Annotated in this window: 26 protein-coding genes; 11 read left to right on the forward strand and 15 right to left on the reverse strand. The window is 55.9% G+C overall.

From position 1 onward, the window contains the following. Positions 1-11: 11 nt before the first annotated feature. The 4 genes from Z948_RS0112555 to Z948_RS0112570 form a co-directional block, all read right to left on the reverse strand. Positions 12-1,448: a type II and III secretion system protein family protein gene (locus tag Z948_RS0112555; RefSeq protein WP_025059912.1), complete on the reverse strand. Its 1,437-nt coding sequence runs from the start codon at positions 1,446-1,448 to the stop codon at positions 12-14. A gap of 216 nt (positions 1,449-1,664) precedes the next feature. Continuing rightward, a complete protein-coding gene (cpaB, locus tag Z948_RS0112560) occupies positions 1,665-2,516 on the reverse strand; it encodes a Flp pilus assembly protein CpaB (RefSeq protein WP_025059913.1) in 852 nt (283 codons plus the stop codon). Positions 2,517-2,638: 122 nt separating this feature from the next. Then, complete coding sequence (locus Z948_RS0112565) at positions 2,639-2,842, reverse strand: Flp family type IVb pilin (RefSeq protein ID WP_025059914.1); 204 nt, start codon at positions 2,840-2,842, stop codon at positions 2,639-2,641. 121 nt (positions 2,843-2,963) lie between these two features. Beyond that, the gene (locus Z948_RS0112570) at positions 2,964-3,167 is read right to left on the reverse strand and encodes a Flp family type IVb pilin (protein ID WP_025059915.1); all 204 of its coding nucleotides are present in this window, start codon (positions 3,165-3,167) and stop codon (positions 2,964-2,966) included. Between the two features lie 358 nt (positions 3,168-3,525). Here Z948_RS0112570 and Z948_RS0112575 point away from each other — a divergent pair, with 358 nt between their 5' ends. After that, the gene (locus Z948_RS0112575) at positions 3,526-4,350 is read left to right on the forward strand and encodes a lytic transglycosylase domain-containing protein (protein WP_025059916.1); all 825 of its coding nucleotides are present in this window, start codon (positions 3,526-3,528) and stop codon (positions 4,348-4,350) included. Between the two features lie 8 nt (positions 4,351-4,358). On the opposite strand, the gene Z948_RS0112580 is transcribed toward Z948_RS0112575, so the two are convergent. The 6 genes from Z948_RS0112580 to tldD all read right to left on the reverse strand — a co-directional run bounded on the left by Z948_RS0112580 (position 4,359) and on the right by tldD (position 12,612). After that, positions 4,359-4,985 (reverse strand): 3-oxoacid CoA-transferase subunit B, encoded by a 627-nt coding sequence (locus Z948_RS0112580; RefSeq protein WP_025059917.1) that lies wholly within the window; start codon positions 4,983-4,985, stop codon positions 4,359-4,361. Continuing rightward, positions 4,985-5,689, reverse strand: a complete 705-nt coding sequence (locus tag Z948_RS0112585; protein WP_025059918.1) for a CoA transferase subunit A — start codon at positions 5,687-5,689, stop codon at positions 4,985-4,987. Before Z948_RS0112585 ends, Z948_RS0112580 begins: the two co-directional genes overlap by 1 nt. Before the next feature lie 125 nt (positions 5,690-5,814). Next, on the reverse strand, positions 5,815-6,381 hold the full coding sequence (locus Z948_RS0112590) for a L,D-transpeptidase (RefSeq protein WP_025059919.1): 567 nt from the start codon (positions 6,379-6,381) through the stop codon (positions 5,815-5,817). A gap of 132 nt (positions 6,382-6,513) precedes the next feature. Continuing rightward, entirely contained in the window at positions 6,514-9,300 is a 2,787-nt protein-coding gene (gene topA / locus Z948_RS0112595) for a type I DNA topoisomerase (RefSeq protein ID WP_025059920.1), read from the reverse strand. A gap of 178 nt (positions 9,301-9,478) precedes the next feature. After that, positions 9,479-10,636, reverse strand: a complete 1,158-nt coding sequence (dprA, locus tag Z948_RS0112600) for a DNA-processing protein DprA (protein WP_025059921.1) — start codon at positions 10,634-10,636, stop codon at positions 9,479-9,481. Between the two features lie 554 nt (positions 10,637-11,190). After that, on the reverse strand, positions 11,191-12,612 hold the full coding sequence (gene tldD / locus Z948_RS0112610) for a metalloprotease TldD (RefSeq protein WP_025059923.1): 1,422 nt from the start codon (positions 12,610-12,612) through the stop codon (positions 11,191-11,193). A 166-nt stretch (positions 12,613-12,778) separates the two neighbouring features. Between tldD and coxB the strand changes: the two genes are divergently transcribed. The 9 genes from coxB (at position 12,779) to Z948_RS0112655 (ending at position 20,321) form a co-directional block, all read left to right on the forward strand. Beyond that, entirely contained in the window at positions 12,779-13,675 is an 897-nt protein-coding gene (coxB, locus tag Z948_RS0112615; RefSeq protein ID WP_025059924.1) for a cytochrome c oxidase subunit II, read from the forward strand. 98 nt (positions 13,676-13,773) lie between these two features. Beyond that, positions 13,774-14,709 (forward strand): heme o synthase, encoded by a 936-nt coding sequence (gene cyoE / locus Z948_RS0112620; protein WP_025059925.1) that lies wholly within the window; start codon positions 13,774-13,776, stop codon positions 14,707-14,709. Beyond that, positions 14,709-14,903, forward strand: a complete 195-nt coding sequence (locus Z948_RS0112625; protein WP_025059926.1) for a hypothetical protein — start codon at positions 14,709-14,711, stop codon at positions 14,901-14,903. Before cyoE ends, Z948_RS0112625 begins: the two co-directional genes overlap by 1 nt. Continuing rightward, positions 14,903-15,478 carry a cytochrome c oxidase assembly protein gene (locus Z948_RS0112630; protein ID WP_025059927.1) on the forward strand — a complete coding sequence of 192 codons (576 nt, stop codon included), beginning with the start codon at positions 14,903-14,905 and terminating at the stop codon, positions 15,476-15,478. The genes Z948_RS0112625 and Z948_RS0112630 overlap by 1 nt, the downstream gene beginning before the upstream one ends. 25 nt (positions 15,479-15,503) lie before the next feature. After that, on the forward strand, positions 15,504-16,310 hold the full coding sequence (locus tag Z948_RS0112635; RefSeq protein WP_025059928.1) for a cytochrome c oxidase subunit 3: 807 nt from the start codon (positions 15,504-15,506) through the stop codon (positions 16,308-16,310). A 95-nt stretch (positions 16,311-16,405) separates the two neighbouring features. After that, positions 16,406-17,086, forward strand: a complete 681-nt coding sequence (locus Z948_RS0112640; protein ID WP_025059929.1) for an SURF1 family protein — start codon at positions 16,406-16,408, stop codon at positions 17,084-17,086. A gap of 3 nt (positions 17,087-17,089) precedes the next feature. Next, positions 17,090-18,478, forward strand: coding sequence for a threonine synthase (gene thrC / locus Z948_RS0112645; protein ID WP_025059930.1), 1,389 nt, complete (start codon positions 17,090-17,092; stop codon positions 18,476-18,478). Further along, complete coding sequence (locus Z948_RS0112650) at positions 18,475-19,737, forward strand: M16 family metallopeptidase (RefSeq protein WP_025059931.1); 1,263 nt, start codon at positions 18,475-18,477, stop codon at positions 19,735-19,737. Before thrC ends, Z948_RS0112650 begins: the two co-directional genes overlap by 4 nt. Further along, positions 19,737-20,321: a GNAT family N-acetyltransferase gene (locus tag Z948_RS0112655; RefSeq protein ID WP_025059932.1), complete on the forward strand. Its 585-nt coding sequence runs from the start codon at positions 19,737-19,739 to the stop codon at positions 20,319-20,321. Before Z948_RS0112650 ends, Z948_RS0112655 begins: the two co-directional genes overlap by 1 nt. Positions 20,322-20,330: 9 nt before the next feature. Here the strand turns inward: Z948_RS0112655 and Z948_RS0112660 are convergent, their stop codons facing one another. Next, positions 20,331-20,648, reverse strand: coding sequence for a hypothetical protein (locus tag Z948_RS0112660; protein WP_025059933.1), 318 nt, complete (start codon positions 20,646-20,648; stop codon positions 20,331-20,333). A 276-nt stretch (positions 20,649-20,924) separates the two neighbouring features. Between Z948_RS0112660 and Z948_RS0112665 the strand changes: the two genes are divergently transcribed. Beyond that, complete coding sequence (locus Z948_RS0112665; RefSeq protein ID WP_025059934.1) at positions 20,925-22,343, forward strand: FAD-binding oxidoreductase; 1,419 nt, start codon at positions 20,925-20,927, stop codon at positions 22,341-22,343. Here the strand turns inward: Z948_RS0112665 and Z948_RS0112670 are convergent. From Z948_RS0112670 to Z948_RS0112685, 4 genes are read right to left on the reverse strand one after another with little or no spacing between them, the layout of a single operon-like run. Next, positions 22,340-22,870 (reverse strand): adenine phosphoribosyltransferase, encoded by a 531-nt coding sequence (locus Z948_RS0112670; protein ID WP_025059935.1) that lies wholly within the window; start codon positions 22,868-22,870, stop codon positions 22,340-22,342. The two genes, Z948_RS0112665 and Z948_RS0112670, sit on opposite strands and share 4 nt — an antisense overlap. Then, complete coding sequence (locus tag Z948_RS0112675) at positions 22,867-23,496, reverse strand: LysE family translocator (RefSeq protein WP_025059936.1); 630 nt, start codon at positions 23,494-23,496, stop codon at positions 22,867-22,869. The genes Z948_RS0112670 and Z948_RS0112675 overlap by 4 nt, the downstream gene beginning before the upstream one ends. A gap of 10 nt (positions 23,497-23,506) precedes the next feature. Beyond that, a complete protein-coding gene (locus Z948_RS0112680; protein WP_025059937.1) occupies positions 23,507-24,118 on the reverse strand; it encodes a DUF2927 domain-containing protein in 612 nt (203 codons plus the stop codon). Positions 24,119-24,162: 44 nt separating this feature from the next. Beyond that, on the reverse strand, positions 24,163-25,035 hold the full coding sequence (locus Z948_RS0112685) for an S-methyl-5'-thioadenosine phosphorylase (protein WP_025059938.1): 873 nt from the start codon (positions 25,033-25,035) through the stop codon (positions 24,163-24,165). Positions 25,036-25,187: the final 152 nt, after the last annotated feature.

Consider the following 25,187-nt stretch of genomic DNA (forward strand, 5'->3'; position numbering starts at 1 on the left):
TTTGCATTGTCTCAATCCAGTACATAGCCATATGACCCGGTAAAGTCCTGCTTGGCAACCTCGCCAGCAGCCCCTTTTTTCGGGGTGCGTGTGCCTGCAGCAGTGCGACCGTGTAGGAACAGGTCTTTTTCTGTCGGAGGCTTGATGCGATCGGTTGGCAGAGCCAGAGCTTCGCCACGGGTAGGGGTGACAAGGTGCGAGCTGATGATGATGACCAGCTCGGTTTGGCTGCGCTGATAGCTGGCCGACCGGAAGAGGGCGCCCAGAACAGGCACATCGCCAATCCATGGCAGCTGCGCCGAGCTATCGGTAAAGTCATCTTGCAAAAGGCCAGCAATGGCAAAGCTTTCGCCGTCACGCATTTCAACGGTTGTCGATGTTTCACGGCGCGAGAAGGCCGCGATGTCAAAACCGTCTAAGGTGATCCCGTTTGTGGTATCAATCGCCGATACGGCTGCATTCAGCTCGAGGTTGATCAGATCTTTGTCTACAACACGCGGAATAAAGGATAATTCAACACCAAAGGGTTTGAATTCAACCGTCGTTGTTTCGTTGGTCTGGGCAACGGGGACAGGATATTCACCACCCGCCAAAAACTTGGCTTCCTGACCGGAAAGCGCAACAAGGTTTGGCTCGGCAAGAAAGCGAACCACGCCTTTTTGTTCCAAGGCTTCCAGCAGAATGCCGACCTGCGTCGATCCTGCATTAAATCCGAATAGGACAGCACCGGTGTTGGTGTTGGTTTCTGGTAAAGACCCTGCAAGGGCAGAGGTGCTGCCGCTTCTTGATGTCAAAGAGCCGGTTCCCGCAGACACACCAAGGTCGCTGCCAATACCACCGCCCAAAGACAGCGATGAACTCAGAGATTTTGACACAGAACGCTGCATTTCAGCAAAACGCACTTTCAACATGACCTGTTGAATGCCGCCAACGCTCATCAGGTTGGAAACCCGTTCGGGGGCGTAACGTTCGGCCAATTCCAGCGCCCGTTGGAGGCGCTGAGTGGAAGATACGATGCCTGAAAGAACGATACCGTCATTGGCCGAGCGTACTTCGATACGCTCGCCTGGTAGAATCTGGCGCAGGCGTTCTTTGAATTCGGAAAGGTCAGGGGTTACCTGCACCTCAACGTTGGTGATCAAACGGCCAGAAGCATCAAACAGGGTCAAGGTCGTTGTCCCTGGTGATTTACCCAGCACGTAAATTGTGCGGTCCGAAAGGGATGAAAGATCAGCAATGCCAGGGTTGGCGATGCTCAGCTCTGCGAATGGGGTATCGCTTTCGACAACAATCGCCCGATTAAGCGGAACTTGCAGCCTTGAGCTGGTCCCGCTTTTTACCACGCGCAGGTTATCAGCACTGACAGCCGTAGGGGCGGTCATTGCAACTGCGGATACACTTAGCGTTAGCCCCAGTAGGGCTGCCTTTAGAAATCTATCGATTTTCATGTGACCTGCCTTTTTGATCACGCCTCAAAATAGGGTCTTTTTGCCCGTCGTTTGGTTAACCTTGCTTCAGTTTGAATTTTTTTGCAAGAATCAATGCGTTCAGGGGAAATCTTTCTGTGGATAAATGGCAACATACCCACAACGCGAAACGCCGCCCCGAGCAGAGGGCGGCGTTTTTTGGCGCATGAACCTAGGGGCAATTCCCCCTAAGTTTCATTAATTTGTGCAAGGGATAGGAAGGTTAACAACCTCTGCGCCGCGGCGTGTCCGAATGGTGCAGACCTTTTCCTCTTTGGCAACAGGCGCTGCAACTTGGGGGGCAATCCCCAATAGATCCTGTTGGTTCACCTCAATGTTGGTTGCGGTTACAATGTCATCACCTGCGCCAACCAAAGATAGCGATAGGCGACCTGATGATTGCGCCTGAGCAAGGGAGGCAACCTGATTTGGGTTTACCGCAACGGTAACTGTACGGGCAATTTGTGTCCCCTCTAGATCACCAGAGCGCTGGTCAACCGCGATCAGAGGGACAGATGCCTCGATGATCTTGGTCACGTCATTGCGGCTTTGCCCGCCGCCGGCGCGTCCGGTCCAATAGATGTCTACGCGGTCACCAGGGCGCAAAAAGCCCGAAACACCGGATGAAACGTCAACCTTGATCGCAAAAGCGCGCATCCCTTTTTCAAGTCGGGAGGTTAGGCCAGCATCTTCGCCTGGTTTGGTGATTTTGACCGCCAGCAATGCCTCGTCCTTTTCAATAGGACGCAGGACAACGCGGGGTTTATCCGTGTTTTCGGGAAAAATTGATGCGATGTCGGTGAAATGCCCTTCAGGAAGAGCTGCTTTCGGGAAATCGACTTCCCTTACATCCTCTTTCGCGAGTTTCTCTCCATATTTGAGGGCACGGTTCACAACAAAAATCTTTTGTGTCGGAACAATCTGTGCCTTGGCGGCTTCTGCGCGTGCAATGGCTGTTTTATATTGGCCGATCTGACCTTTTGCGAGATACACCGCCCCACCAGCCAGCGCGATGCCGACAAGTAGCACAAGTCCAAAAATCATGCGCATAATGTGTTCCTCTTTTCCTCATGCTCCGAGCGAACCCGAAGGGTTTCATTCTCCCGACCACGTTGCCGGAAGATTGTGGTGATATTAGGTCCGGGATGCGAAAAAACGCATGCCTGCCGACCTTAACTGCCATCCAGATCCATTATGTCTTCGATGTCTGTGTCAGTTAGGTATTCACCAACATTGTTGCCGACGCTTTGGCTGCCTTGCTGGATCGAGGCAAAAGATGCGATGGCTAGGCCACAAACCGCGGCTGTCAGAACAACCCAGTCTACAGTAACGGCGCCGCGCTCATCGGCGCGAAATGATTTAAGATATGTAAACATCGTTTGTCTTTCTTGCTGTGCCACCTTCGCAGCATCGTCAAAGAAAAAGGGGGCTGCATTCCGTGCAGAACGCAGCCCCCTGATAACTGGCGATAGCTTAAGCTATCAGCAGATGCGTTTCTTATTCAGAAACAGGTGCACCAACTTCGCCGATTGTCTGGTCGCCCAGGAAGGTCGCGGTGTTTGCAGTCATGGATTCTGCGCCGGACTGGATGGAGCCGTAGGCAGCAATCGCCAGGCCAACAACAGCAGCTGTAAGAACAACCCAGTCAACTGTTACTGCGCCGTCTTCGTCGTTGCGGAAGTTTTTTACGAATTTCATCATGGTAGTATCCCTCCAAAGGATTTTTAAGTTTTCAAGTTCAACCTTGTCTCGCCGTGTGGCCCGCTCTCATTCAGGCCTGCTTGACTTGGTATGACGCTATATAGCCGGATGATTGGGGCATGAATTTGGCGGCAAATGAGGCATTTGCGTTTGTTAGGATTGTTTTTATGGATATGGGCTTATTGCATTGAAAACTAATGATAAAAATTGTGAAGAAATTTTAAATTAGTTAATATCTGCGGCTCAAACACCCCAATTGAGGCAAAATCGCCATGATTGAGTGCCTCATTTGCTGGATTGGAGCGGGATTCTGCGCGATATTGCTGGAAAAAATGCACTCATAATAAGAGCAGACCTCATGAAACGGACTTCGATCATAGTAGCACTGGGTGTTTCGCTGGCCTTTTTGCCTGTCAGCTCGCCAATTCTTGCAGATTCCCCTCCCGCCTTTCCGGATTTTAAGCCGAAATTCGTAAAACCGCCCAAAGCAGGGGCGCGAAAACGCGTGAATGTGCAAATTAATCGCCCCGCACCTGCCGTTTCCGCAGAATCGGCCGTCGCAGCGGCCCCCGTAGCCAAAGCGACTCGCCCCAAGGAGGGGCAATATGATTGGTTCTGGACCAAAGTGTCGCCTGATGCGGCTAAATCAGGCCCTGGTCGCCTAGAGCAAGCGATGACAACACTATCTGGCGCTTCAAAGGCGGTGCCAGCGCCGCGCCTTCAGCATATGCAGGACATCGCAAAGGTGCATGGGGTAAACATTTTGCGCTCAACCATCGGAACAAAGGTCTCGCCCGCGCTGGCCTTGGCGGTGATATCGGTCGAATCCTCTGGCCGTTCAGATGCAGTAAGCAGTGCAGGGGCGCAGGGGCTGATGCAGCTGATGCCCGCAACGGCCAGCCGTTTTGGTGTAAAAGACAGCTCGGTGCCTGAACAGAACATCGCAGGTGGGATCAAATATCTTGATTGGCTGATGGGCGAATTCAAAAACGATCCGATTCTTGTTCTGGCCGGCTATAACGCTGGTGAGGGTTCGGTTCGTAAATATGAGGGTGTGCCACCCTATGCAGAAACGCGTGATTATGTGCCAAAGGTGCTGGCGGCGTTTCAGGTGGCCAAGGGGCTATGTAAAACGCCGCCCGAGTTGATCTCGGACGGCTGTGTCTTTGCGCAGATGAAGTAACGGCGGGTTTAATCGACCAGCGTTGCCTCGGTTGCGGCGCGCAGTTCTTCTTCGGTAACGCCTTCGGCGCATTCAACGATGCGTAGGCCACCTTCTACAACATCAAGAACACCCATGTTGGTGATGATGCGGTCTACAACGCCTTTACCCGTCAGGGGCAGGGTGCATTCCTTTAGGACTTTGCTTTCGCCGTGCTTGTTGGCGTGATCCATCACAACAACAACGCGGCCAACGCCAGCGACCAGATCCATCGCGCCGCCCATACCTTTGACCAGCTTGCCCGGAATCATCCAGTTCGCCAGATCGCCGTTTTCAGCAACTTCCATCGCGCCCAAGATCGCAGCGGCGATTTTACCACCGCGGATCATGCCAAACGAGGTCGCAGAATCGAAATAGGCCGTGCGGTCCATTTCGGTGATGGTCTGCTTGCCTGCGTTGATCAGGTCTGGGTCTTCTTCACCCTCGTATGGGAAGGCGCCCATGCCCAGCATGCCGTTTTCCGATTGCAGGGTGATGTCTTTGTCGCCGACATAGTTCGCCACCAGCGTCGGAATCCCGATGCCAAGGTTCACATACATGCCGTCTTCCAGCTCGAGTGCGGCGCGTGCCGCCATTTGGTTGCGGTCCCACATGATTATGCTTCCTCGCGTTTACGGGTTGTGCGTTGTTCGATGCGCTTTTCGTGCTCGCCTTGGATGATGCGGTGCACATAGATGCCGGGCAGGTGGATGTGATCGGGGTCTAGGCTGCCCGTTGGCACGATCTCTTCTACTTCTACCACGCAGATTTTTCCGCACATTGCGGCTGGCGGGTTAAAGTTGCGCGCGGTTTTGCGGAAGATCAGGTTGCCTGTCTCATCTGCTTTCCATGCTTTGACGATGGCCAGATCAGCAAAGATACCTTCTTCGAGGATGTAATCCTGACCACCCCAGTTTTTCACTTCCTTACCTTCAGCAATCACCGTGCCGACACCTGTTTTGGTGTAAAAGCCGGGAATGCCAGCACCACCAGCGCGCATGCGCTCGGCCAAAGTGCCCTGTGGGTTGAATTCCAGTTCCAGCTCGCCCGACAAATACTGGCGCATGAACTCTGCGTTTTCACCAACATAGGAAGAGATCATCTTTTTCACTTGTTTGGTCTGCAACAAGATACCGATCCCAAAATCGTCAACACCTGCATTGTTGGAGGCAAATGTCAGATCTTTGGTGCCCGCATCGCGAATAGCGGCCAGCAACAGTTCAGGAATACCGCACAGGCCAAAGCCACCTGATGCAATCAGCATGCCGTCTTCGAGAATCCCATCAAGGGCCTCGGCGGCGCTAGCGTAGACTTTTTTCATGAAATTGTGCTCCCCATGATCCATGAATAGGTTGGAGAGTTGTGGCCTTGGGCAAAGGCGGAGTCAATGAATGCCGCGCCGCAGAAATCGCGATGCGGTACATTTTGATGAATTCCGATGGATATTTAGAATAGACGAACCTGTGTGCCGATTTCCACCAGCGCAAATAGCTCTTCGATCTTATGGTTATAAAGACCGATACACCCATCCGAGGATTGGCGCCCGATCTTGCGTGTATCGTGGGTGCCGTGGATCAGATACGCAGGCCATGACAGGTACATCGCATGCGTGCCCAGCGGGTTGCCGGGGCCGGGGGGCATGTATTTTAGGTCTGGATCCCGTTCGATCATCGACGGGGTTGGTGTCCAATCGGGGCCAACACGTTTGCGCACGATCTTGGTATAGCCGCGTTTGGTCAATTCATCCGTACGCGGAACCGAGGAAGGGTAGACGTTATATATCTCGCCATCGCCGCTCCAGAAATGAAGCGCACGTGACGTGATATCCGCAACAATCGCGCCATTGCCCAATTCGTCGAAATGATCCTGCCACCGTTGGGGGGTGAAGCTCATGATATTGCGGCGGTTAACGCTGACTGGAGGAGCCGTTTGGGCCAAAGCCAAAGAAGGGGCGGCAAGGGCTGCGCCTGAGGCAACCAGCAGCTTGCGGCGGGAAATCGGGTTGGTTGTCATTGCTCTGCTCTTATTTGTCTCTCAAAAGCAGGGATAGCGAAAAATACCCAAAGGCCTAGAGGCAATCAGCGCGTTAACGGGAATGTGAATCGATGTGCGCGGCCCCATGTGAAATCACAGGGCCGCTCACGCTTATTCGTCTGTTTTTGTAGCAGCTTTTTTGGCAGGTGCCTTTTTTGCCGCCGCTTTAGGAGCAGCCTTTTTTGCTGGCGCTTTCTTTTTCGCAGCAGGCTTTTTCTTTGGCGCGGCCTTTTTCTTGGCGGCTGGTTTTTTCTTGCCAGCCTTTTCGGCGCGTTCATCAATCAGGTGCACGGCCTGCGCCATGGTGATTTCTTCGGGGTCTACGGTGTCGGGGATCGTCGCGTTGATCTTTTCCCATTTCACATAGGGGCCGTATTTGCCCTTCATCACATTGACGGGGCCACCTGCCTCGGGGTGTTCGCCCAATTCGCGCAGCGGTGCTGCCGGTTGGCCCCGTTTGCCACGTGAGGCGACCTTTTCGGCCAGCAACTGTACCGCGCGGTTCATACCAACGGTAAACACCTCGTCCAGCCCTTCAAGGTTGGCGTTTGTGCCCCCCCGATCCGAGGTGCTGGGCGCGTGTTTCAAATACGGGCCGTAACGGCCGATATTGGACCACACCATAATGCCGTCTTCGGGGTGGGGGCCGATTTCGCGAGGCAGGGAAAGCAACATCAATGCGCGCTCCAGCTCCAGCTCTTCTGGTGGCCATTCCTTTGGGATCGACTGGCGCGGCGGCTTTTTGTTTTCTTCGGTCACGGGGCCGCGTTGCACATATGGGCCGAACCGCCCCTTAAAGACGCGAATCTCGTCGCCCTGATCTTCGCCCAGCAGTTTGCCATCCGGTGGAATCGCAGAGGCTTCGGCCTCTGGGTTTGGCGGGCCGAACGGGCGGGTATAACGGCATTCAGGATAGTTTGAGCAGCCAATGAACGCGCCACCAGAACGCGCAGTGCGCATGCTAAGGCGGCCCTCACCACAGTTGGGGCAGATACGCGGATCGGTCCCTTCCTCATTCGGCGGGAAGAGGTGCGGCGCGAGTACGTCGTTGATTTTTTCCAGAACCTCGGTGATGCGCAGATCGGCTGTTTCCGCGATCGCTGCGGAAAAATCGTTCCAAAAACGGTGCAGAACCTTTTTATATTCCGCGTCACCGGCAGAAACCTTGTCCAACTGGTCCTCTAGATCGGCGGTGAAATCATAGCCGATGTAGCGGCGGAAGTAATTCTCGAGGAAAGCCGTTACCAAACGGCCTTTGTCTTCGGGGATCAGGCGCTGACCTTCACGGCGCACGTACCCGCGATCCTGAATGGTTGTGACAATGCTGGCATAGGTAGACGGACGGCCAATGCCCAGCTCTTCCATACGTTTGACCAATGTCGCCTCGGTATAACGCGGTGGCGGCTGGGTGAAGTGCTGTGAGCCAAGCACGGCTTCTTTTTCGGCCAACAACGCGCCCGATTTGCGCTGCATGCCAGAGGTGCCTTTGTCACCCGCGTCGATCAGATCTTCATCCGTTACGCCAGCGGCCTTTGTGAACTCTTCCGCGAAACGGGCCGCGGCGGATTTGGTGAGAACATCACCCTGTGCGATTTGGGGCAGACGCTTTTCATCATCATCAGCGACATCGTCGCGGCCTTCTTCGTAGACCTTGAGAAAGCCGTCAAACAAAACAACCTGACCCGTGGCGCGCAATGTCACCTGCGCATCGTCCGAGGCTACCTCGACCGTGGTCCGTTCCATCCGTGCGCTTGCCATCTGGCAGGCCAAGGTCCGTTTCCAGATCAGATCATAGAGTTTGCGCTGATCCGCATCCATGAGGTTGAGCGCATCCGCATCCTTGGACATCTCGGTGGGGCGCACGCATTCGTGGGCTTCTTGGGCATTCTTGGCTTTGTTCTTGTAAACGCGCGGTTTTTCGGGAACGTATTTATCGCCATAACGGTCTGAAATGGCGTCCCGCGCCATCTGCACGGCTTCGGGGGCCATGTCGATGCCATCTGTCCGCATATATGTAATGTGGCCCGCTTCATACAGGCGCTGGGCGGTGCTCATCGTTTGGCGCGCGCCCATGCCGAATTTGCGGCTGGCTTCTTGCTGCAAGGTCGACGTCATGAACGGCGCAGACGGGTTGCGCGAAGCGGGTTTTGCTTCGACCGAAGAAACCTTTAGATCGCGGCTGGAAACAGCCTGAACAGCCATTTCTGCTTTTGTTGTATCGCTAAGGTCGAACTTATCCAGCTTTTTACCAGCGAGTTCGGTCAGGCGCACTTCGAACTCTTTGCCTGTTGGTGTCGCGACAAGCGCCTTTACGCTCCAGTATTCACGAGGGCGAAACGCCTCGATCTCCATCTCACGCTCGGTGATCAGGCGCAGGGTGACGGATTGTACGCGCCCCGCAGACTTTGCGCCCGGCAGTTTGCGCCACAAAACCGGGCTAAGGTTAAACCCAACGAGATAATCCAACGCGCGCCGCGCCAGATAGGCCTCAACCAATGGCATGTCGACTTGGCGCGGGTTTTGCATCGCCTCCGTGACGGCGTTTTTGGTGATCGCGTTGAAAACGACGCGGCTCACGGGCGTGTCTTTCTTAATGGACTTGCGGGCGGTCAGCGCCTCTTGCAAGTGCCAGCTGATCGCCTCTCCTTCGCGGTCAGGGTCAGTCGCGAGGATCAGTTCGTTGTCTTCTTTCAGCGCGTCGGCAATCGCCTTCATGTGCTTTTTCGAGCCGCTGTCCACTTCCCAAAGCATCTCGAAATCATTGTCCGTATCAACCGATCCGTTCTTTGGCGGCAGGTCTCTGACGTGGCCATAAGAGGCCAGAACCGTGAAATTATCACCGAGATATTTGTTGATCGTCTTGGCCTTGGCGGGAGATTCGACAACGACTACTGGCATGAAATTTCGGTCCTTCGACGTGGAGTTATTGCGGCGTCTACGGCCATTGACATGTGGGATGCAAGGGGTCTTTGTCAATGCGGCATGCAATCTGGGGTTTAGCCCGAAGCGGGGAAAATCGCAGCTTCGGTCGCATATCGGGTTTTGGTTTGGCGATTTTTTCGCGATGCTTTTCCCATCAGACAGGACGCGAAAGCAACCCTCCAGCGCTGCGGGTCACTTTGCCATCCATCTCCAACTCCACAAGGGTTGGGGCAACTTCGGATGGGGGAACCTGTAGATCGCGGATCAACTGATCTTCCGCAACGGGAGAGGGGCCAAGGCGTTGCAAAATCGTTAGGTGCAGGTTTGCCGTCTCGCGCAGGCTGCGGCGCTGTTTGGTCGCAGTTGGTTTTGGGGCAGGGGGCGCAAGAGGCAGCTCTGGGCTGCTGTTTTCGAGGGGGCCTAGGGCCTCGAAAATATCATTTGCATTGCGGATCAATGTCGCCCCGTCACGGATCAACATGTTGCCGCCTGCGGCGCGGGCATCAAAGGGATGCCCAGGAACAGCAAAAACATCGCGGCCTTGGTCTAATGCATCGCGCGCGGTGATCAGGCTCCCAGACTTGGCGGCGGCTTCGACAATGACTGTTGCCCGTGCAAGGCCTGAAATGATGCGATTACGTTTGGGGAAATGGCGCGCCGTTGGCTGAAGGCCGAAGGGTTGCTCAGACAGGCGCAGCCCAGTTTGGTGTATGTTATGGGCCAGTTCACTATTCTCAACAGGGTAAATGACATCCACACCGCCAGCCTGTACCGCGATTGTCCCAAACGGAAGCGCAGCCAGATGCGCGGCAGTATCAATGCCACGGGCCAATCCCGAAACAACGACAAAACCAGCCTCACCTAGGTCATGGGCAAGGGTGCGCGCCATGCGCGTCCCCAAAGATGAGGCGTTTCGCGCACCAACCAAGGCGATCATCGGACGGTTCAGCAAGGCAGGATCGCCCATCAACCACAAAAAAGGCGGGGCATCAGGCAAGGCAGCCAAGGTTGAAGGGTAATCGGGGTGATCTATATGCAGCAGCTTGGCCCCTGCGGCACGGGCCGCGCGCAGTTCTGCATGAACGACCCCTTCGGGGCAGATCGCGTAATCTTTGACGCCCGCGGCGCGCGCTACCTCTGGTAGCGCGGCCAGCGCATTTTGCGCAGTGCCGTGTTCAATCAGTAGTCGTTTATACGTAGCAATACCGACCCGGCGCGAGCGTAACAGACGGAGACGGGCGAACTGTTCGTCTTCCGGGGGGGGTGGGAGTGGGGGGTGAGTGGAAGAAGGATTGGTGTCCCTAGCAGTCATCCCGTTACTCCGTCTGTTACTGGAATCAGGTATAACTTTTGGTGGTTAACAGGGGATGAATCGATTTTGGAAGATTTGGCTCTAACTGGATAACCGCGTTGATTGAGGCGCTATCAGAGCGTCTGAACGTCGCCCTTTCATAAGGACCCAGAAAGTCATGGCGTTTAGCGCACCACATAGCATGAGGACCACAGGATGTATGTCATTGCGAAAGAAGGGAAAATACACCAAAGTTGCTAAGGCGGCCCCCAAAAGGGTCGTTGAAAGCCAGCCGGCAGCGCCGCAGCGTGCGGCGATTAAAAAACCAGCACTCCCGAATATAAATCCGAACCAAGACAACAAGGGGCTCACAGCGAATAGGTAGCCAAAGCCTAAAAGGTACCTAAACCAAATCAAACTCAGTTCATTAAATGCCGCACCCACCAGTAACAGAACGCCGCCTAGCGCGGCCAAGACGGCCATTGTTCCGATTGCTGCCAGCACGACATCCCATAAACCTATGGACCGAGCGGCGGTTTTATCATTCCGCCACACAATTTTCCCGATATTGGCGATCACGCAGCGGCGCCACCGACTGTAAGTCCGCCAATCATCAAGGTGGGCTGGCCAACGCCCACAGGCACCCATTGCCCCTGTTTGCCGCAATTACCCATTCCGGGATCAAGGGTTGGGTCATTCCCGATGGCGCGAATCTGCTTTAACGCTGTCGCGCCGTCGCCGATGAGGGTCGCCCCCTTGACCGGTGCGCCAACGATACCGTTTTCGACGCGATAAGCTTCGGTGCAGGAAAACACAAATTTGCCGTTTGTGATGTCCACCTGACCGCCGCCAAAACCAACTGCATATATTCCGTCTTTCAAACCCGCCACGATATCACCGGGGGCAGTGTCGCCGCCCAACATATAGGTATTGGTCATGCGCGGCATCGGGATATGGGCAAAGCTTTGGCGGCGGCCATTGCCTGTGCTTTTGACACCCATCAAGCGCGCGTTTTGGCGATCTTGCATATAGCCGACCAGTTTACCGTCTTCGATCAGGGTGTTTTTGGCGCTGGGCGTACCTTCGTCATCCACCGAGATGCTGCCGCGGCGATCAGGGATCGTGCCATCGTCAAGAACGGTAACGCCTTTGGCGGCGATCTGTTGTCCCATCAGACCTGCAAACGCAGAGGAGCCTTTGCGGTTAAAGTCCCCCTCAAGCCCATGACCGATCGCCTCGTGCAATAAGATCCCGGGCCAGCCGGGGCCAAGGACAACGTCCATAACGCCAGCAGGGGCAGGGACGGCATCCAGATTGACCAGCGCGATTCTAAGAGCTTCGCGTGCTTTGCCCTGCCAATCTTCAGCGGCCAACAAACCATCCAGACCAATCCGGCCACCACCGCCCGCCGAACCGCTTTCACGCCGCCCTTCATGTTCTACAATGATCGAGACATTGACCCGCGTCATCGGGCGGATATCCCGAACCGAGGTCCCTTCGGGGCGCAGAATCTCGATTTCCTGAATCGAAGCGGCGATTGACGCGCTAACCTGAACAACGCGGGGATCCAATGAGCGGCAAAAATCATCCATCTCGCGCAGTGTTTCAACTTTTACAGAGAATTCCGCCCCCGCAATCGGGTCCTCGTCGGTATATAGCTTTTTGTTGGTGCCATCGGGCGCATCAGCCCATGTTCCGCCCCCATCGCCCACGGCCAATCTGGCGGTTTCAGCGGCGCGCTTTAGGGCGGTCTCGGAGATTTCTGTGGAATGGGCATAGCCTGCGACTTCGCCGCGCACAGCACGCAAACCGAACCCCGTAGCCGCATCATAGCTGGCTGTTTTGAGTTTTCCGTCGTCAAACATCAGCGCCTCCGAGCGGCGCCGTTCAAAAAATAATTCGCCGTCATCCGCACCGGCCACGGCCGTGCGCAAAACATTTAATGCGGCGTCGCGATCAAGGTTATCATCGAATGGCGAAAAAGGGGCGTCGGCCATCGGGCGTACTCCGTTAGGGGCAAATCAGCTGCTTCGCGTCTTTGTGACGCAAGCATAGGACTTTATTTCATTCTCAGAATATGATTGTAAGGCGCAAGATTACAACGGCAGGGCGCTCTCTGGCGCAATTTTGCCAACCCGGGTCAAGAATATCAGGACGACAAAAATGAAAAAGCACCTCACACTTGCTGGCCTTTTGGCTGGTTTCACGAGCCTCCCAGCATGGGCGCAAAGCGTTGATCCACAAGGACTTGAGATCATCGGCGTGCCAACTGATGGCAACATGGGCTTCCAACCAGGTGTGACCGAGCTTGCCACTGACATGCAGTGGTTGGACGGAATGATTCTGGTTATCATCACGATCATCTCTTTGTTTGTGACAGCATTGCTGGTTTGGGTCGCACTTCGCTATAACGCGAAACGGAACCCATCCCCTGCGACATTCACGCACCACACACCTGTGGAAATCGCATGGACTGTTGTGCCAATCCTGATTCTCGTCGCCATCGGTGCTTGGTCCTTGCCGATCTTGTTCCGCCAGCAGGAAATTCCTGTTGCTGACGTGACAATCAAAGCAATCGGCAACCAGTGGTACTGGTCCTATGAATACGTTGACGATGAATTCGCCTTTGACAGCTATATGATCGGTGCGCCGGCATTGGGTGGCGAAAACATGAAAACACCCGAAGTCGTCGCCGAGCTGGAAGCGGCAGGTTACACCGAGGCAGAGTGGCTGTTGGCGACGGATACCGCGGTTGTTGTGCCTGTAAACAAGACCGTTGTTGTTCAGGTTACAGCATCTGACGTGATCCACTCGTGGACGATCCCAGCCTTTGGCGTAAAGCAGGATGGCGTTCCTGGCCGTCTGGCCGAGCTATGGTTCAGCGCGGAAAAAGAAGGTGTTTATTTCGGTCAGTGTTCCGAGCTTTGCGGTCAGGCACACGCCTATATGCCAATCACGGTTAAGGTTGTATCCGAAGAAGAATACGCCCAGTGGCTAAGCCGCGCGAAAGAGGAATACGCAGGTATCCCTCAGACGCTCACAGTTGCTTCCGCTGACTGACGCAAAATAACGGGTTCGCCCTGATCTTCCTACATGCCGCAGCGTGCCTGACCCCACGCTGCGGCTTAGCCACACGAAATGCCATGGGAAAACGATCGATGACAGACGTGACAAACACACAAAGCTTTGAGGCAGAGCCGCAGCTGGGTGATTACTATGCCCTGATGAAGCCGCGCGTGATGCAGCTTGTGGTTTTTACAGCTGTCGTTGGCATGCTGGCGGCGCCTGTTTCGGTTCACCCTGTGATTGGCTTTGCCTCGATCCTGTTTTTGGCCATCGGCGCTGGCGCGTCTGGTGCGTTGAACATGTGGTGGGACGCAGACATCGATGCGGTGATGAAACGCACGATCAATCGCCCGATTCCTGCAGGTAAGGTAACACCGCAATCGGCCATGTATCTGGGTTTCGCCCTATCTGGTCTTTCCGTGATGATGCTTGCGCTCAGCGCGAATCTGCTGGCGGGCTTTATGCTGGCCTTTACGATCTTTTTCTACGTTGTGCCCTATACAATGTGGCTCAAACGCTCGACGCCTCAGAACATCGTTATCGGTGGCGCTGCGGGTGCTTTCCCGCCAGTGATTGGCTGGGTGATTGCAACGGGCAGCATGGCGCTTGAGCCGTGGTTGATGTTTGCCCTCATCTTTATGTGGACGCCGCCGCATTTCTGGGCGCTGGCGCTGTTTATGCGCAATGATTATGACGATGCAAAGGTGCCGATGCTGACTGTTACGCACGGGCGTCGCGCCACACGTAACCACATCCTCGCTTATACTGTTTTGCTGTTCATCCTTGCCGTTGGCACCGCATTCAGCGCGATTGGCGGCTGGATCTATCTGGCAACGGCGCTGGTGTTGAACGTCTTGTTCCTCAAAGGGGCCTATGCCATCTGGCAGCGCGACGAAGACATGAGCGAAGCAGATGATTTCGCGGTCGAGCGCAAGTTTTTCCGCCTGTCGCTTTGGTATCTCTTTGCACATTTTGTTGCGATTTTGGTCGAAGCGGGTTTGAAACCTTTCGGCATGGGGGGCTGGTAATGAGCCTGCGTCAGGAACACGAAATTCACACACGCCGCAAAGGGCTGAACATCGGGGTAGGGCTGTTGCTGGGGGCGTTTGTCCTGCTGGTGGTATTGCTGACCTTTACCAAAATCACATCTTCGGGCTTTAGCATCCCAGCATCGCAAGCAAATGGTGTTGGCGAACAGGTGAACACGGGGGCATCCGACTAATGGCAATGACCGGTCCACAGAAAACTGTCGCTCAAACAGTTAGTGTAGTTGTTCTAATGGGGGGGCTCGCATGGGTCTCGGTGCCGTTTTACGACTGGTTCTGCCGTGTGACAGGTTTTGGCGGAGTGCCGGGTATTTCGGACGTCGCCGCGGATGAGATTCTGGATCAGACGATCAAGATTCGCTTTGACGGATCACTGAACAACAACATGCCATGGGAATTCAAACCCGTGACCCGCCAGATGGAGGTCCGCATCGGCGAGACAGGTCTGGCTTTCTACGAGGCCTATAACCCGACGGATAAACCCATCGCGGGGCAGGCCTCTTACAACGTAACACCCTATCAGGCGGGCGCTTTTTTCGAAAAAATCGACTGCTTTTGCTTTGAAGAGCAAGTGCTAGCGCCTGGTGAACGTGTACAAATGCCTGTCAGCTTCTTTGTTGACCCCGAAATAGTGAGCGATCGTGAAGGTCAGTATATACATACCATCACCCTCTCCTATACATTCTACGAAATTGATTTGCCGGAAGGGTATGCCGCCCTTGAGGTCGATCAGCCAACAGACTTGAACTAATGAAAAGGACATAGGGACGCGCGCCATGGCCCATGCAAAAAATCACGACTATCACATTCTACCCCCGTCACCTTGGCCGCTGCTGAGCGCGCTGTTTGCTTTTGTTATGCTCACAGGCGGTGTTCTGTGGATGCACGATGTTACGTCCTTCGTCTTTTGGGCTGGCTTTGTAGGTACTTTGTACACCAGCTTTGCATGGTGGTCCGACGTTGTAGATGAGGCCAAGGTCGGCGATCACACGACTGCCGTTCAGATCGGTCTGCGCTATGGCTTTATCCTGTTCATCATGTCCGAAGTGATGTTCTTTGCTGCGTGGTTCTGGAGCTTTTTCAAACACGCGATCTATCCGATGGATAAATATGTGGGCACAACCTACATCCCGCCAGAGGTTTACCCCGTTGACGCCTTCCACCTGCCGCTGATCAACACATTGATCCTTTTGCTGTCTGGCTGTGCGGTTACATGGGCACACCACGCTTTGGTACATGGTAACAACCGCGCAGACCTGAAAAACGGTTTGATCATCGCTGTTTTCCTTGGCGTTCTATTCACCTGCCTACAGGCTTATGAATACGAACACCTGCTGCACCAAGGTTGGGAATTCGGCGGCTACGAATTCTATTCCAACTTCTTTATGGCGACAGGTTTCCACGGCTTCCACGTTGTGATCGGTACTTTGTTCTTGTTCGTTTGCTGGCTGCGTGCGCGTGCGGGCCATTTTACATCCGAACAGCACGTCGGCTTTGAAGCCGCTGCTTGGTACTGGCACTTTGTTGATGTTGTATGGCTCTTCCTCTTCTTCGCGGTCTACATCTGGGGCATCCCTTCCTAAGGACGGGCTTGCACCTTTAGGTACAGAGTTTAAACACCAACGCGCGGGGCTATGCCTCGCGCGTTTTTCTTTTCTAACCATCCGCTGGGGGCTTCATGCGCCGAAATCTATTCCTACTTGTTATTGGTGTTGGCGGTGCTGCGATCCTGTTGTGGTTGGGGTTTTGGCAGGTGCAACGGTTGGAGTGGAAACAGGGCGTTATCGCAGATATCAATGCCCGCGCAGATGCCGCCCCCGTTGCGCTGCCTGCAAACCCTGATCCAACGTCGGATATCTATTTGCCCGTATCCGTCACCGGAACTTTGGGCGCGCAATATCTGCGTGTATTGGTCAGCCAGAAAGAGATCGGGGCAGGGTACCGCATCATCTCGGCCATGGAGGTTGGCGGGCGCCGCATTTTGGTGGATCGCGGGTTTGTCCCTGTGGCGCAGACCGATATCCCCACCCATGACGGGCAGGTGAGCCTGCAAGGTAACCTGCAATGGCCCCAAGAAACCGATAGCTTTACGCCCGAGGCCGATCTGGCCAAAAACATCTGGTTTGCCCGTGATGTCGATGCCATGGCCGCAGCCCTGCAAACCGACCCGATCCTAGTTGTAGCAAAGCAAACATCCTTCAATGATTCCCCTGTGTCACCGCTTCCTGTTGACACCACCGCGATTCCGAACGACCACCTTGAATACGCTATCACTTGGTTCTCGCTTGCCGCGATCTGGATGGCGATGACACTAGCCTTTATCCTGCGCGCCCGCCGCGCGCCTAAATCAACGAGCTGACCCATGCGCTATATCTCTACCCGTGGCACCGCCCCCTCCCTTAGCTTTGAAGAGGCCATGCTGACGGGGCTCGCCCGTGACGGGGGCTTGTATGTTCCCGAAACCATTCCGCAGCTCAGCCATGATGACATTGCCGCGATGGCAGGGCAGTCTTACGAAGAGGTCGCCTTTACCGTCATGCGCCCCTTTATCGGGGACACGTTCACGGACGCCGAATTTCGCGATCTGATCGCCAAGGCATATGCCGATTTCGGCCATGACTCGCGCGCGCCGCTGAAAGAGCTGGCGCCGAACCACTTCCTGCTGGAACTGTTTCACGGCCCCACGCTGGCGTTCAAAGATTTTGCGATGCAGTTGATTGGGCAGATGTTCCAACTGGCCTTGGGCCGCAAGGGCGAGCGGGTGACAATTGTTGGCGCGACCTCGGGCGATACAGGCTCGGCCGCGATCGAGGCCTTCCGCGGTTTGGCCAATGTGGATGTGGTGATCCTATACCCGCATGGCCGTGTCTCCGAAGTGCAGCGCCGCCAGATGACAACCCCCGTTGAACGCAACGTGCATGCATTGGCCGTTGATGGCGATTTCGACGATTGCCAAGCACGCCTGAAAGACATGTTCAACGATTTCGAATTCCGCGATGGCGTAAAGCTGGCGGGCGTGAACTCGATCAACTGGGGCCGTGTGCTGGCGCAGGTTGTGTATTACTTCTCCTCCGCCGTCAGCTTGGGCGCGCCTGATCGCAAGATGAGCTTTACCGTGCCGACAGGCAACTTTGGCGACATCTTTGCGGGTTACATCGCCAAAAAGATGGGCCTGCCCATTGATCAGCTTGTTGTGGCGACCAACCAGAACGATATCCTGCACCGCTGCCTGTCAGGGCAGGGGTATCACAAAGACACAGTCCACCCCTCCATCAGCCCGTCGATGGATATTCAGGTCAGCTCGAATTTCGAACGGGCGTTGTTTGACGCCTATGACCGTGACGGCAGCGCGGTTGCGCAGCTGATGGCCGAACTGGGCCAAGGCGGTTTTGATGTCAGCCAAGGCGCGGCGCAGGCTTTGTCGGAAAACTACACCTCTGGCCGCGCCTCGGAAGAGGAAACTTCGGCGACCATCACAGATATGCTGGGGCGCAGCGGTGAAATTCTATGCCCGCATTCGGCAGTCGGTGTGAAAGTCGCAAACGAGAAACGCGATCCTGCGACTCCAATGATCACGCTGGCCACAGCCCACCCTGCCAAATTCCCCGATGCGGTCGAAGCAGCCACAGGCATTCGCCCGCCTTTGCCTCCGCGTATGGCCGACCTCTATGACCGTGCTGAGCGCGTGACCCGCGTGGCAAACGACCTAGAGGCCCTCAAGACCCAAATTAAAGGACTGATCGCTCAGTGACATTGCAAACGCACCGCCTGTCCAATGGCTTTCGCATCGTAACAGAACACATGCCGGGGCTGGCCTCGGCCTCGATCGGGGTATGGGTTGGCGCCGGAGGGCGCCACGAAACGCCAGCGCAAAACGGCATCGCCCATTTCCTAGAGCATATGGCCTTCAAGGGAACCAAAACCCGCACGGCGCTGCAGATTGCCGAAGCGATTGAGGATGTTGGCGGCTATATCAACGCCTATACCTCGCGCGAAGTGACAGCCTATTACGTGCGCGTGTTGGAAAACGATGTGCCGCTGGGATTGGATGTGATCGCAGATATCCTGCGCAACCCCGTGATGGACGAGTCCGAGATCGAAGTTGAACGCGGTGTCATCCTTCAGGAAATCGGCCAAGCGTTAGATACCCCCGATGATGTGATTTTCGACTGGCTTCAGGAAAAAGCATATCCCGATCAGCCCATGGGCCGCACCATCCTTGGCCCTGCCGAGCGTGTCTCTAGCTTTAACCGGACGGATTTGAACGGGTTCATTGACCAGCATTATGGCCCAGAACAGATGATCCTGTCTGCCGCTGGTGCGGTGGATCATGACGCGCTGGTGAAAATGGCGGAAAAACTGTTCGGCGATATGAAGCCGAAATCATCCCAGCTTGCGTTGCCAGCTGTGTTTGCAGGCGGTGAACACCGCCAAAGCAAGGCGCTGGAACAAGCCCATTTTGCACTGGGTTTCGAAAGCCCGGGCTACCGCGCGGATGATATCTATGTGGCCCAGATTTACGCCTCGGCCCTTGGCGGCGGCATGTCGAGCCGCCTGTTCCAAGAGGTCCGTGAAAACCGCGGCCTGTGTTACACGATTTTTGCGCAGGCAGGTGCCTATGCCGATACAGGCATGATGACGGTCTATGCAGGTACCTCGGGGGAGCAATTGCCCGAACTTGCAGGCATCACCATCGACGAGATGAAGCGCGCCGCATCCGATATGTCACCCGCCGAGGTGGCGCGCGCGCGCGCGCAGATGAAGGCCGGATTGCTGATGGGACTAGAAAGCCCGTCGAACCGCGCCGAGCGTTTGGCGCGTCTGATCCAGATTTGGGATCGTATCCCGCCACTGGAGGAAACGATTGCGCAAATTGATGCTGTCACAACAGGCGATGTGCGTGACTTTGCCGAACGTATGGCCACGACCGCACCCGCCGCGCTGGCGCTTTATGGTCCGGTTGAAAATGCGCCGACCTTGCAGGCGCTAGAGGCAAGGCGCGCTGCCTGATGTTGTTGGGGCGACGAAAGCTAAAGCTGGAAACCGAGCGGATGACCCTGCGCGCGCCAGCCCATCAGGATTTCAATCCTTGGGTGGCCTTGCGCAGCGCCAGCCGATCCTTCCTGACCCCATGGGAGCCCTCATGGTCAGAGGAGCATCTAACCCGCAAAGGGTTTTCGAATAGGGTCTATTGGGCAAATCGTTCGATCAATGCAGGCACGGCCATGCCTCTGTTTCTGGTGCGGCGCTCGGATCAGACCCTGCTGGGCGCGATTACCTTGGATAACATTCGCCGTGGGCCTGCCTTGGCTGGGACGCTTGGCTATTGGACGGGTGAGGCGTTTACCCGTCAGGGTTACATGCGTGAAGCCATCGAGACGGTTGTGCATTACGCGTTCAACCATCTAGATCTAAGCCGGATTGAGGCGGCTTGCCTGCCCGAAAACACCGCCTCTCGGGGGCTGCTTGAACGCTCGGGTTTTAAATATGAAGGTGTGGCCCAAAGCTATCTGCAAATTGACGGGCGCTGGCGGACACATGTTCTATATGCCGCGCTGCGGGGCGATCGCCGAGGGAAAACGACCGCCACCTAAGCAGATGGATCAGTTGCGCTTTAGCTGAACATGGCGTTTGCTGCGGCGGTTTTTAGCCCGCAGTGCATTCACAACAGATCTGGTATAGGTGCCCTCACGGCCATAAGAACCATGTGTTGGGGACCCGAAGTGGTACCCGTGGCGGTTTTCGCTGAATGAACGGTCGCGTGTGCGTGACCCAAAAACGCTGATGTTATTTGACGTGCTCCAAGTGACGCCATTCTGATGATAGGTGATTTTGTTCCCATCAGCCGCTGCAGCGGAGCCAACCAACGCAAGGCCGGCTGTAAGGGTGATTGCGGATAATGTCGCGATGATCGGTTTCATAGAAAGCTCCTTTCAAGGGCCTAGTGTTGCTGTGTGTTAATGAGATGGGGGCGAAACCGGCTTTGATCAAATGAAATGCCTGTGACAGCTTGTGAGGCGCTCAGAAGCCCAGAGCGGCTTTTCTCGCGAAGGTTCAGGAAAGTTTGAACTTCTTTTGCAACAAGCGATCACGCCAGAGCGGGATATATCGTCAGGAAAATGTGTATTTTCTTAGTCGCAGCAGCAAGATTGCGGGTTTTGCTTGCATCCGCTGCAGGGGCATTGGATCAAAAGAATATGACACATACCCTAAATCCCGCTAGCCCTGATTTTGCCGCAACACTGGCATCCGCATTGCCCGATGGGATCATCGAAACCGCATCGGCAGGTTACCTCGAAGAGCCGCGAGGCCGGTTCAAAGGGCAGGCAGGTGTTTTGGCCAAGCCCCGCTCGACCGAGCAGGTCGCGACGTTAATACGGCTCGCCCATGAGGCGCGGGTCGCTGTGGTGCCTTATGGCGGGGGGACGGGGCTGGTCGGGGGGCAGGTTATGCCCGATGGGCCAACTCCTTTGATCCTCTCGCTGGAGCGCATGAATAAGATCAGCGCGATCTATCCAGAGGAAAATGTCTTGGTCGCGCAGGCTGGTGCCATTCTGGCGGATATTCAGACCGCCGCCGAAACAGCAGACCGGCTGTTCCCGCTGTCGCTCGCCGCTGAGGGAACAGCCCGCATCGGAGGGAACCTCGCCACGAATGCAGGGGGGACAGGTGTTTTGCGCTATGGCAATGCGCGCGACCTCTGCCTTGGGCTTGAGGCGGTTTTACCAAATGGCGAAATCTGGAACGGGCTGACACGCCTGCGCAAGAACAATACAGGATATGATCTGCGACACCTGTTGATTGGTGCCGAGGGGACGTTGGGGGTGATCACGGCCGCTACGCTCAAGCTGTTCGCCCGTCCTGCGGTCACTGGCACGGCTTTGCTGGTTGTGGATAGCCCCGCGGCGGCGCTGGCTTTGCTGGGCATGGCGCGCAGCCTTTTTGGCGAGATGGTCAGCGCGTTTGAACTGATCCACAAGCAGGGGTTTGAGTTTCTGAGCGAGACCATGCCAGAGGTGCGCCAGCCCTTTGATACGCCACCAGAATGGAGCGTGCTGATCGAGCTGGGTTTGGCCAAAGGGATGGACCCGCAAGCGGGGCTGGAAACATTGTTTGAACAGGCGGCTGAGGCGGAATTGGTCACGGACGGTGTGATCGCGCAATCCTCTGCGCAGGCGGCTCGTTTCTGGACCATCCGCGAAAGCATCCCCGAAGCGAACAAACGGATCGGGTCAATCTCTAGCCACGATATATCGGTCCCGCTGGGCGCGATCCCGACCTTCATCGCGCAGGCGGGAGAGACCTTGGCACGGATGGGGGAGTTCAGGATCAACTGTTTTGGACATGTCGGCGACGGGAACCTGCACTATAACGTGTTTGCGCAGGCTGGGCGCAGCAGATCCGACCACGACAGCCAACGAGACGAGATCAAATCAGCGGTGCATGAACTGGTGGATTCCCTTGGCGGCTCTATCTCGGCTGAACATGGGGTCGGGCGGTTCAAGGTGTCCGACCTTGAGCGGTTTGCCGACCCCGCCAAGATGGGCGCGATGCGGGCCATCAAAGCAGGGTTAGACCCTCACGGCATCATGAACCCTGGTGCTGTGCTGCGTTAAAGCCCGTCAAACTCGCATAGAATTTGAACATCCATCCCCATAGCTTCCAATCGCTTGCGCCCCCCAAGGGCGGGAAGGTCGATGATAAAGCTGGTCGAGATGATTTCCGCGCCGAGCCGCTCTAGCAGTTTGATGCCTGCTTCGGCAGTGCCCCCCGTGGCAAGAAGGTCGTCGACCACCAAAACCTTTTCACCAGCTTGAATGGCGTCATCGTGGATTTCCATCGTCGCCTCGCCGTATTCCAGTTTGTAATCCTGTTGTAAGGTCTTACCAGGTAGCTTGCCTTTTTTGCGGATCGGCACAAAGCCCACGCTTAGCTGGTGGGCAATTGCGCCGCCCATGATAAAACCACGTGCCTCTAGGCCAACGACCTTGTCGATGCGGGTCCCTGCGTAGGGGTGGAGCATCTGATCAATCGCCATGCGAAACCCGCGCGGGTCCGAGAATAGGGTTGTCACGTCGCGAAACATAATCCCTTCGTGGGGGAAGTCGGGGATGGTGCGAATGTAGTCTCTGACGTTTTTCATGATGTGCTCCGGCGCAAAGTTGCGGTTAGGACACCCATCGCGATGAGGGCTCCGCCACCCGCGCGCGTGATCCATACGATAATGTTGGGCCGCGAAATGACACGGCGCAAACGATCTGCTGCCAGCGCATAGGCTAACGCGTTAAGGGCTGCAAGGGTGACGAAGGTGGCGATCAGGATCGTGAACTGAGGCAGCAGCGCTGCATCCGGGCGAATAAACTGCGGTACAAAAGCGATGAAGAACGCGATGCTTTTGGGGTTCAGCGCGGTCACCGCTGCGGTGTGGCCAAAAACCCGTGACGCGGTGATGTCATCGGCCTGTGGCATGTCTAGCCCGCTGGTAGGGGCCGAGCGGATCAGTTTGACGCCTAGATAAATCAAATAGGCCGCCCCGACCCATTTCAACGCGGTGAACAAGGTAGCCGAGGCCAACACCAGCGCGCCCAGCCCCGCCAATGAGGCCGACATCGCCGCCAGATCCCCCAAAGCAACACCCGCAGCCGAAGCAACCGCCACCGAGCGCCCTTTGGACAGGGCATAGCTAAGCACTAATAAAACTGTGGGGCCAGGGATCAGAAGCAGCGCCAGAGAGGCCGCTGCAAAGGTGAGCCAAAGATCAAAGGACATAGGGAAACTTTCAGTGAGGGGGGTAGTGGCGGATCAGCGCAAGTTTGTCTTGTTCGCCAAGGGTTTTCAAGCTGTTGTCAGCGTTCTGCGAGAAGATTGATCTGCTTTGATAATATGGGTTTTCGATATCGGTGAGCAGGCCCAAAGCTTGGGTGATTTCCTCTAGCATAACGGATTCATATTGCCGGATGGTCATGGTGCGCGACAGGGCGATTGAGGCGCCAATAATCCTGCTGCCCTCCACATCCAGCGCGGTAATTGCATTGGCCATTCGAAGCCCGTGCAACAGGTGGTCTGGCCCAAGGTTGATCGTCTCGCTTCGGGCCACATCCAATAGATGAATGGCGATGTCTGGGTCGTCTGCTGTTTGCCGCAATGAAACCCCCATATCCACAGCGTTGAGGTGCTGCAACGCGCGCACCACTGCGGCCTCGGCGCGTTTAATTTTGCCGCCTAGAAAAGGCTTGTCGCGCTGGACAATGCCAACAGTGATCTCGCGCGATTGCCAATGGTAGAAGGGTTTTGCGCAGGGTTGATCCTGCGGGGCTGCGCAAGCGACGAGCCTGTAAAACGCCTCCTGCGTGAGGGGGCCGTCACTGATAACTGCATCCTGCGCCGCCAATGGAAAGGCAGCGCAGCATAGGGCCGCAGCGAGGCGGCGCGCGGTCAGAGGACCCGCCCTGCAACAGCGTCTAGTTTTGCCACCAGCGCGGGATCGCGTGCATCTGGCTGGGTCATCACAGCGAATTCTAGCGCGCGGTCGCAGCCATGGGGACAGGGCGCGCGCTCAGCGCCCAACAGGGCGGGAAGACGGGCGACCAGATCGCGTGCGTTGGCGGCGTTGCCCTGTAATGTTTTAATGATTTCAGTGACATCGACCTCGCCGTGGTCAGGGTGCCAGCTGTCGTAATCGGTGATCATCGCGACGGAGGCATAGCAGAGCTCCGCCTCGCGGGCGAGCTTGGCCTCGGGCATATTGGTCATGCCGATCACATCCGCGCCCCAGCTGTTGCGGTACATTTTGCTTTCGGCGAGAGTGGAAAACTGCGGGCCTTCCATGGCCAGATAGGTGCCGCCACGGTGCACGTTCACCCCCGCCGCGCGGGCGGCGGTTTCGCAGGCATCCGACAGGCGCGGGCAGGTGGGGTGGGCGACGCTCACATGGGCCACACAGCCTGTGCCAAAGAAGGATTTTTCGCGCGCAAATGTGCGGTCAATGAACTGATCTACAACAACAAAATCACCGGGCGCCATTTCTTCGCGAAAGGACCCACAGGCGGAAACCGAGATCACATCAGTGCAGCCTAGACGTTTGAGCGCGTCGATATTGGCGCGGTAGGGCACGGTGGTGGGCGTGTGCACATGGCCGCGTCCGTGGCGCGGCAAAAAGGCCATCTCGATCCCCTCTAGCGTGCCTGTCAGGATCGCATCAGAAGGCGCCCCCCAAGGCGTTTCCACAGTGGTCCATTCAGCGCCTTCAAGACCCTCAATATCATAAATGCCAGAGCCGCCGATTACAGCGATTTTCGTCGAAGTCATGGGATGTCCTTTTGTCGAGCCTGACCCAAAGGTGGCGCGCAGGGGGGCGGAATGCAACCACACATTTGCGTGGGATTAGGGTGTCACATGTTGTGCACCGACTGTGCACCGCGCGTACACGGGCAAGTGCACAGGTAAGTGCATAGGCGGGT

The organism is Sulfitobacter donghicola DSW-25 = KCTC 12864 = JCM 14565, assembly GCF_000622405.1.
GTDB lineage: Bacteria > Pseudomonadota > Alphaproteobacteria > Rhodobacterales > Rhodobacteraceae > Sulfitobacter > Sulfitobacter donghicola.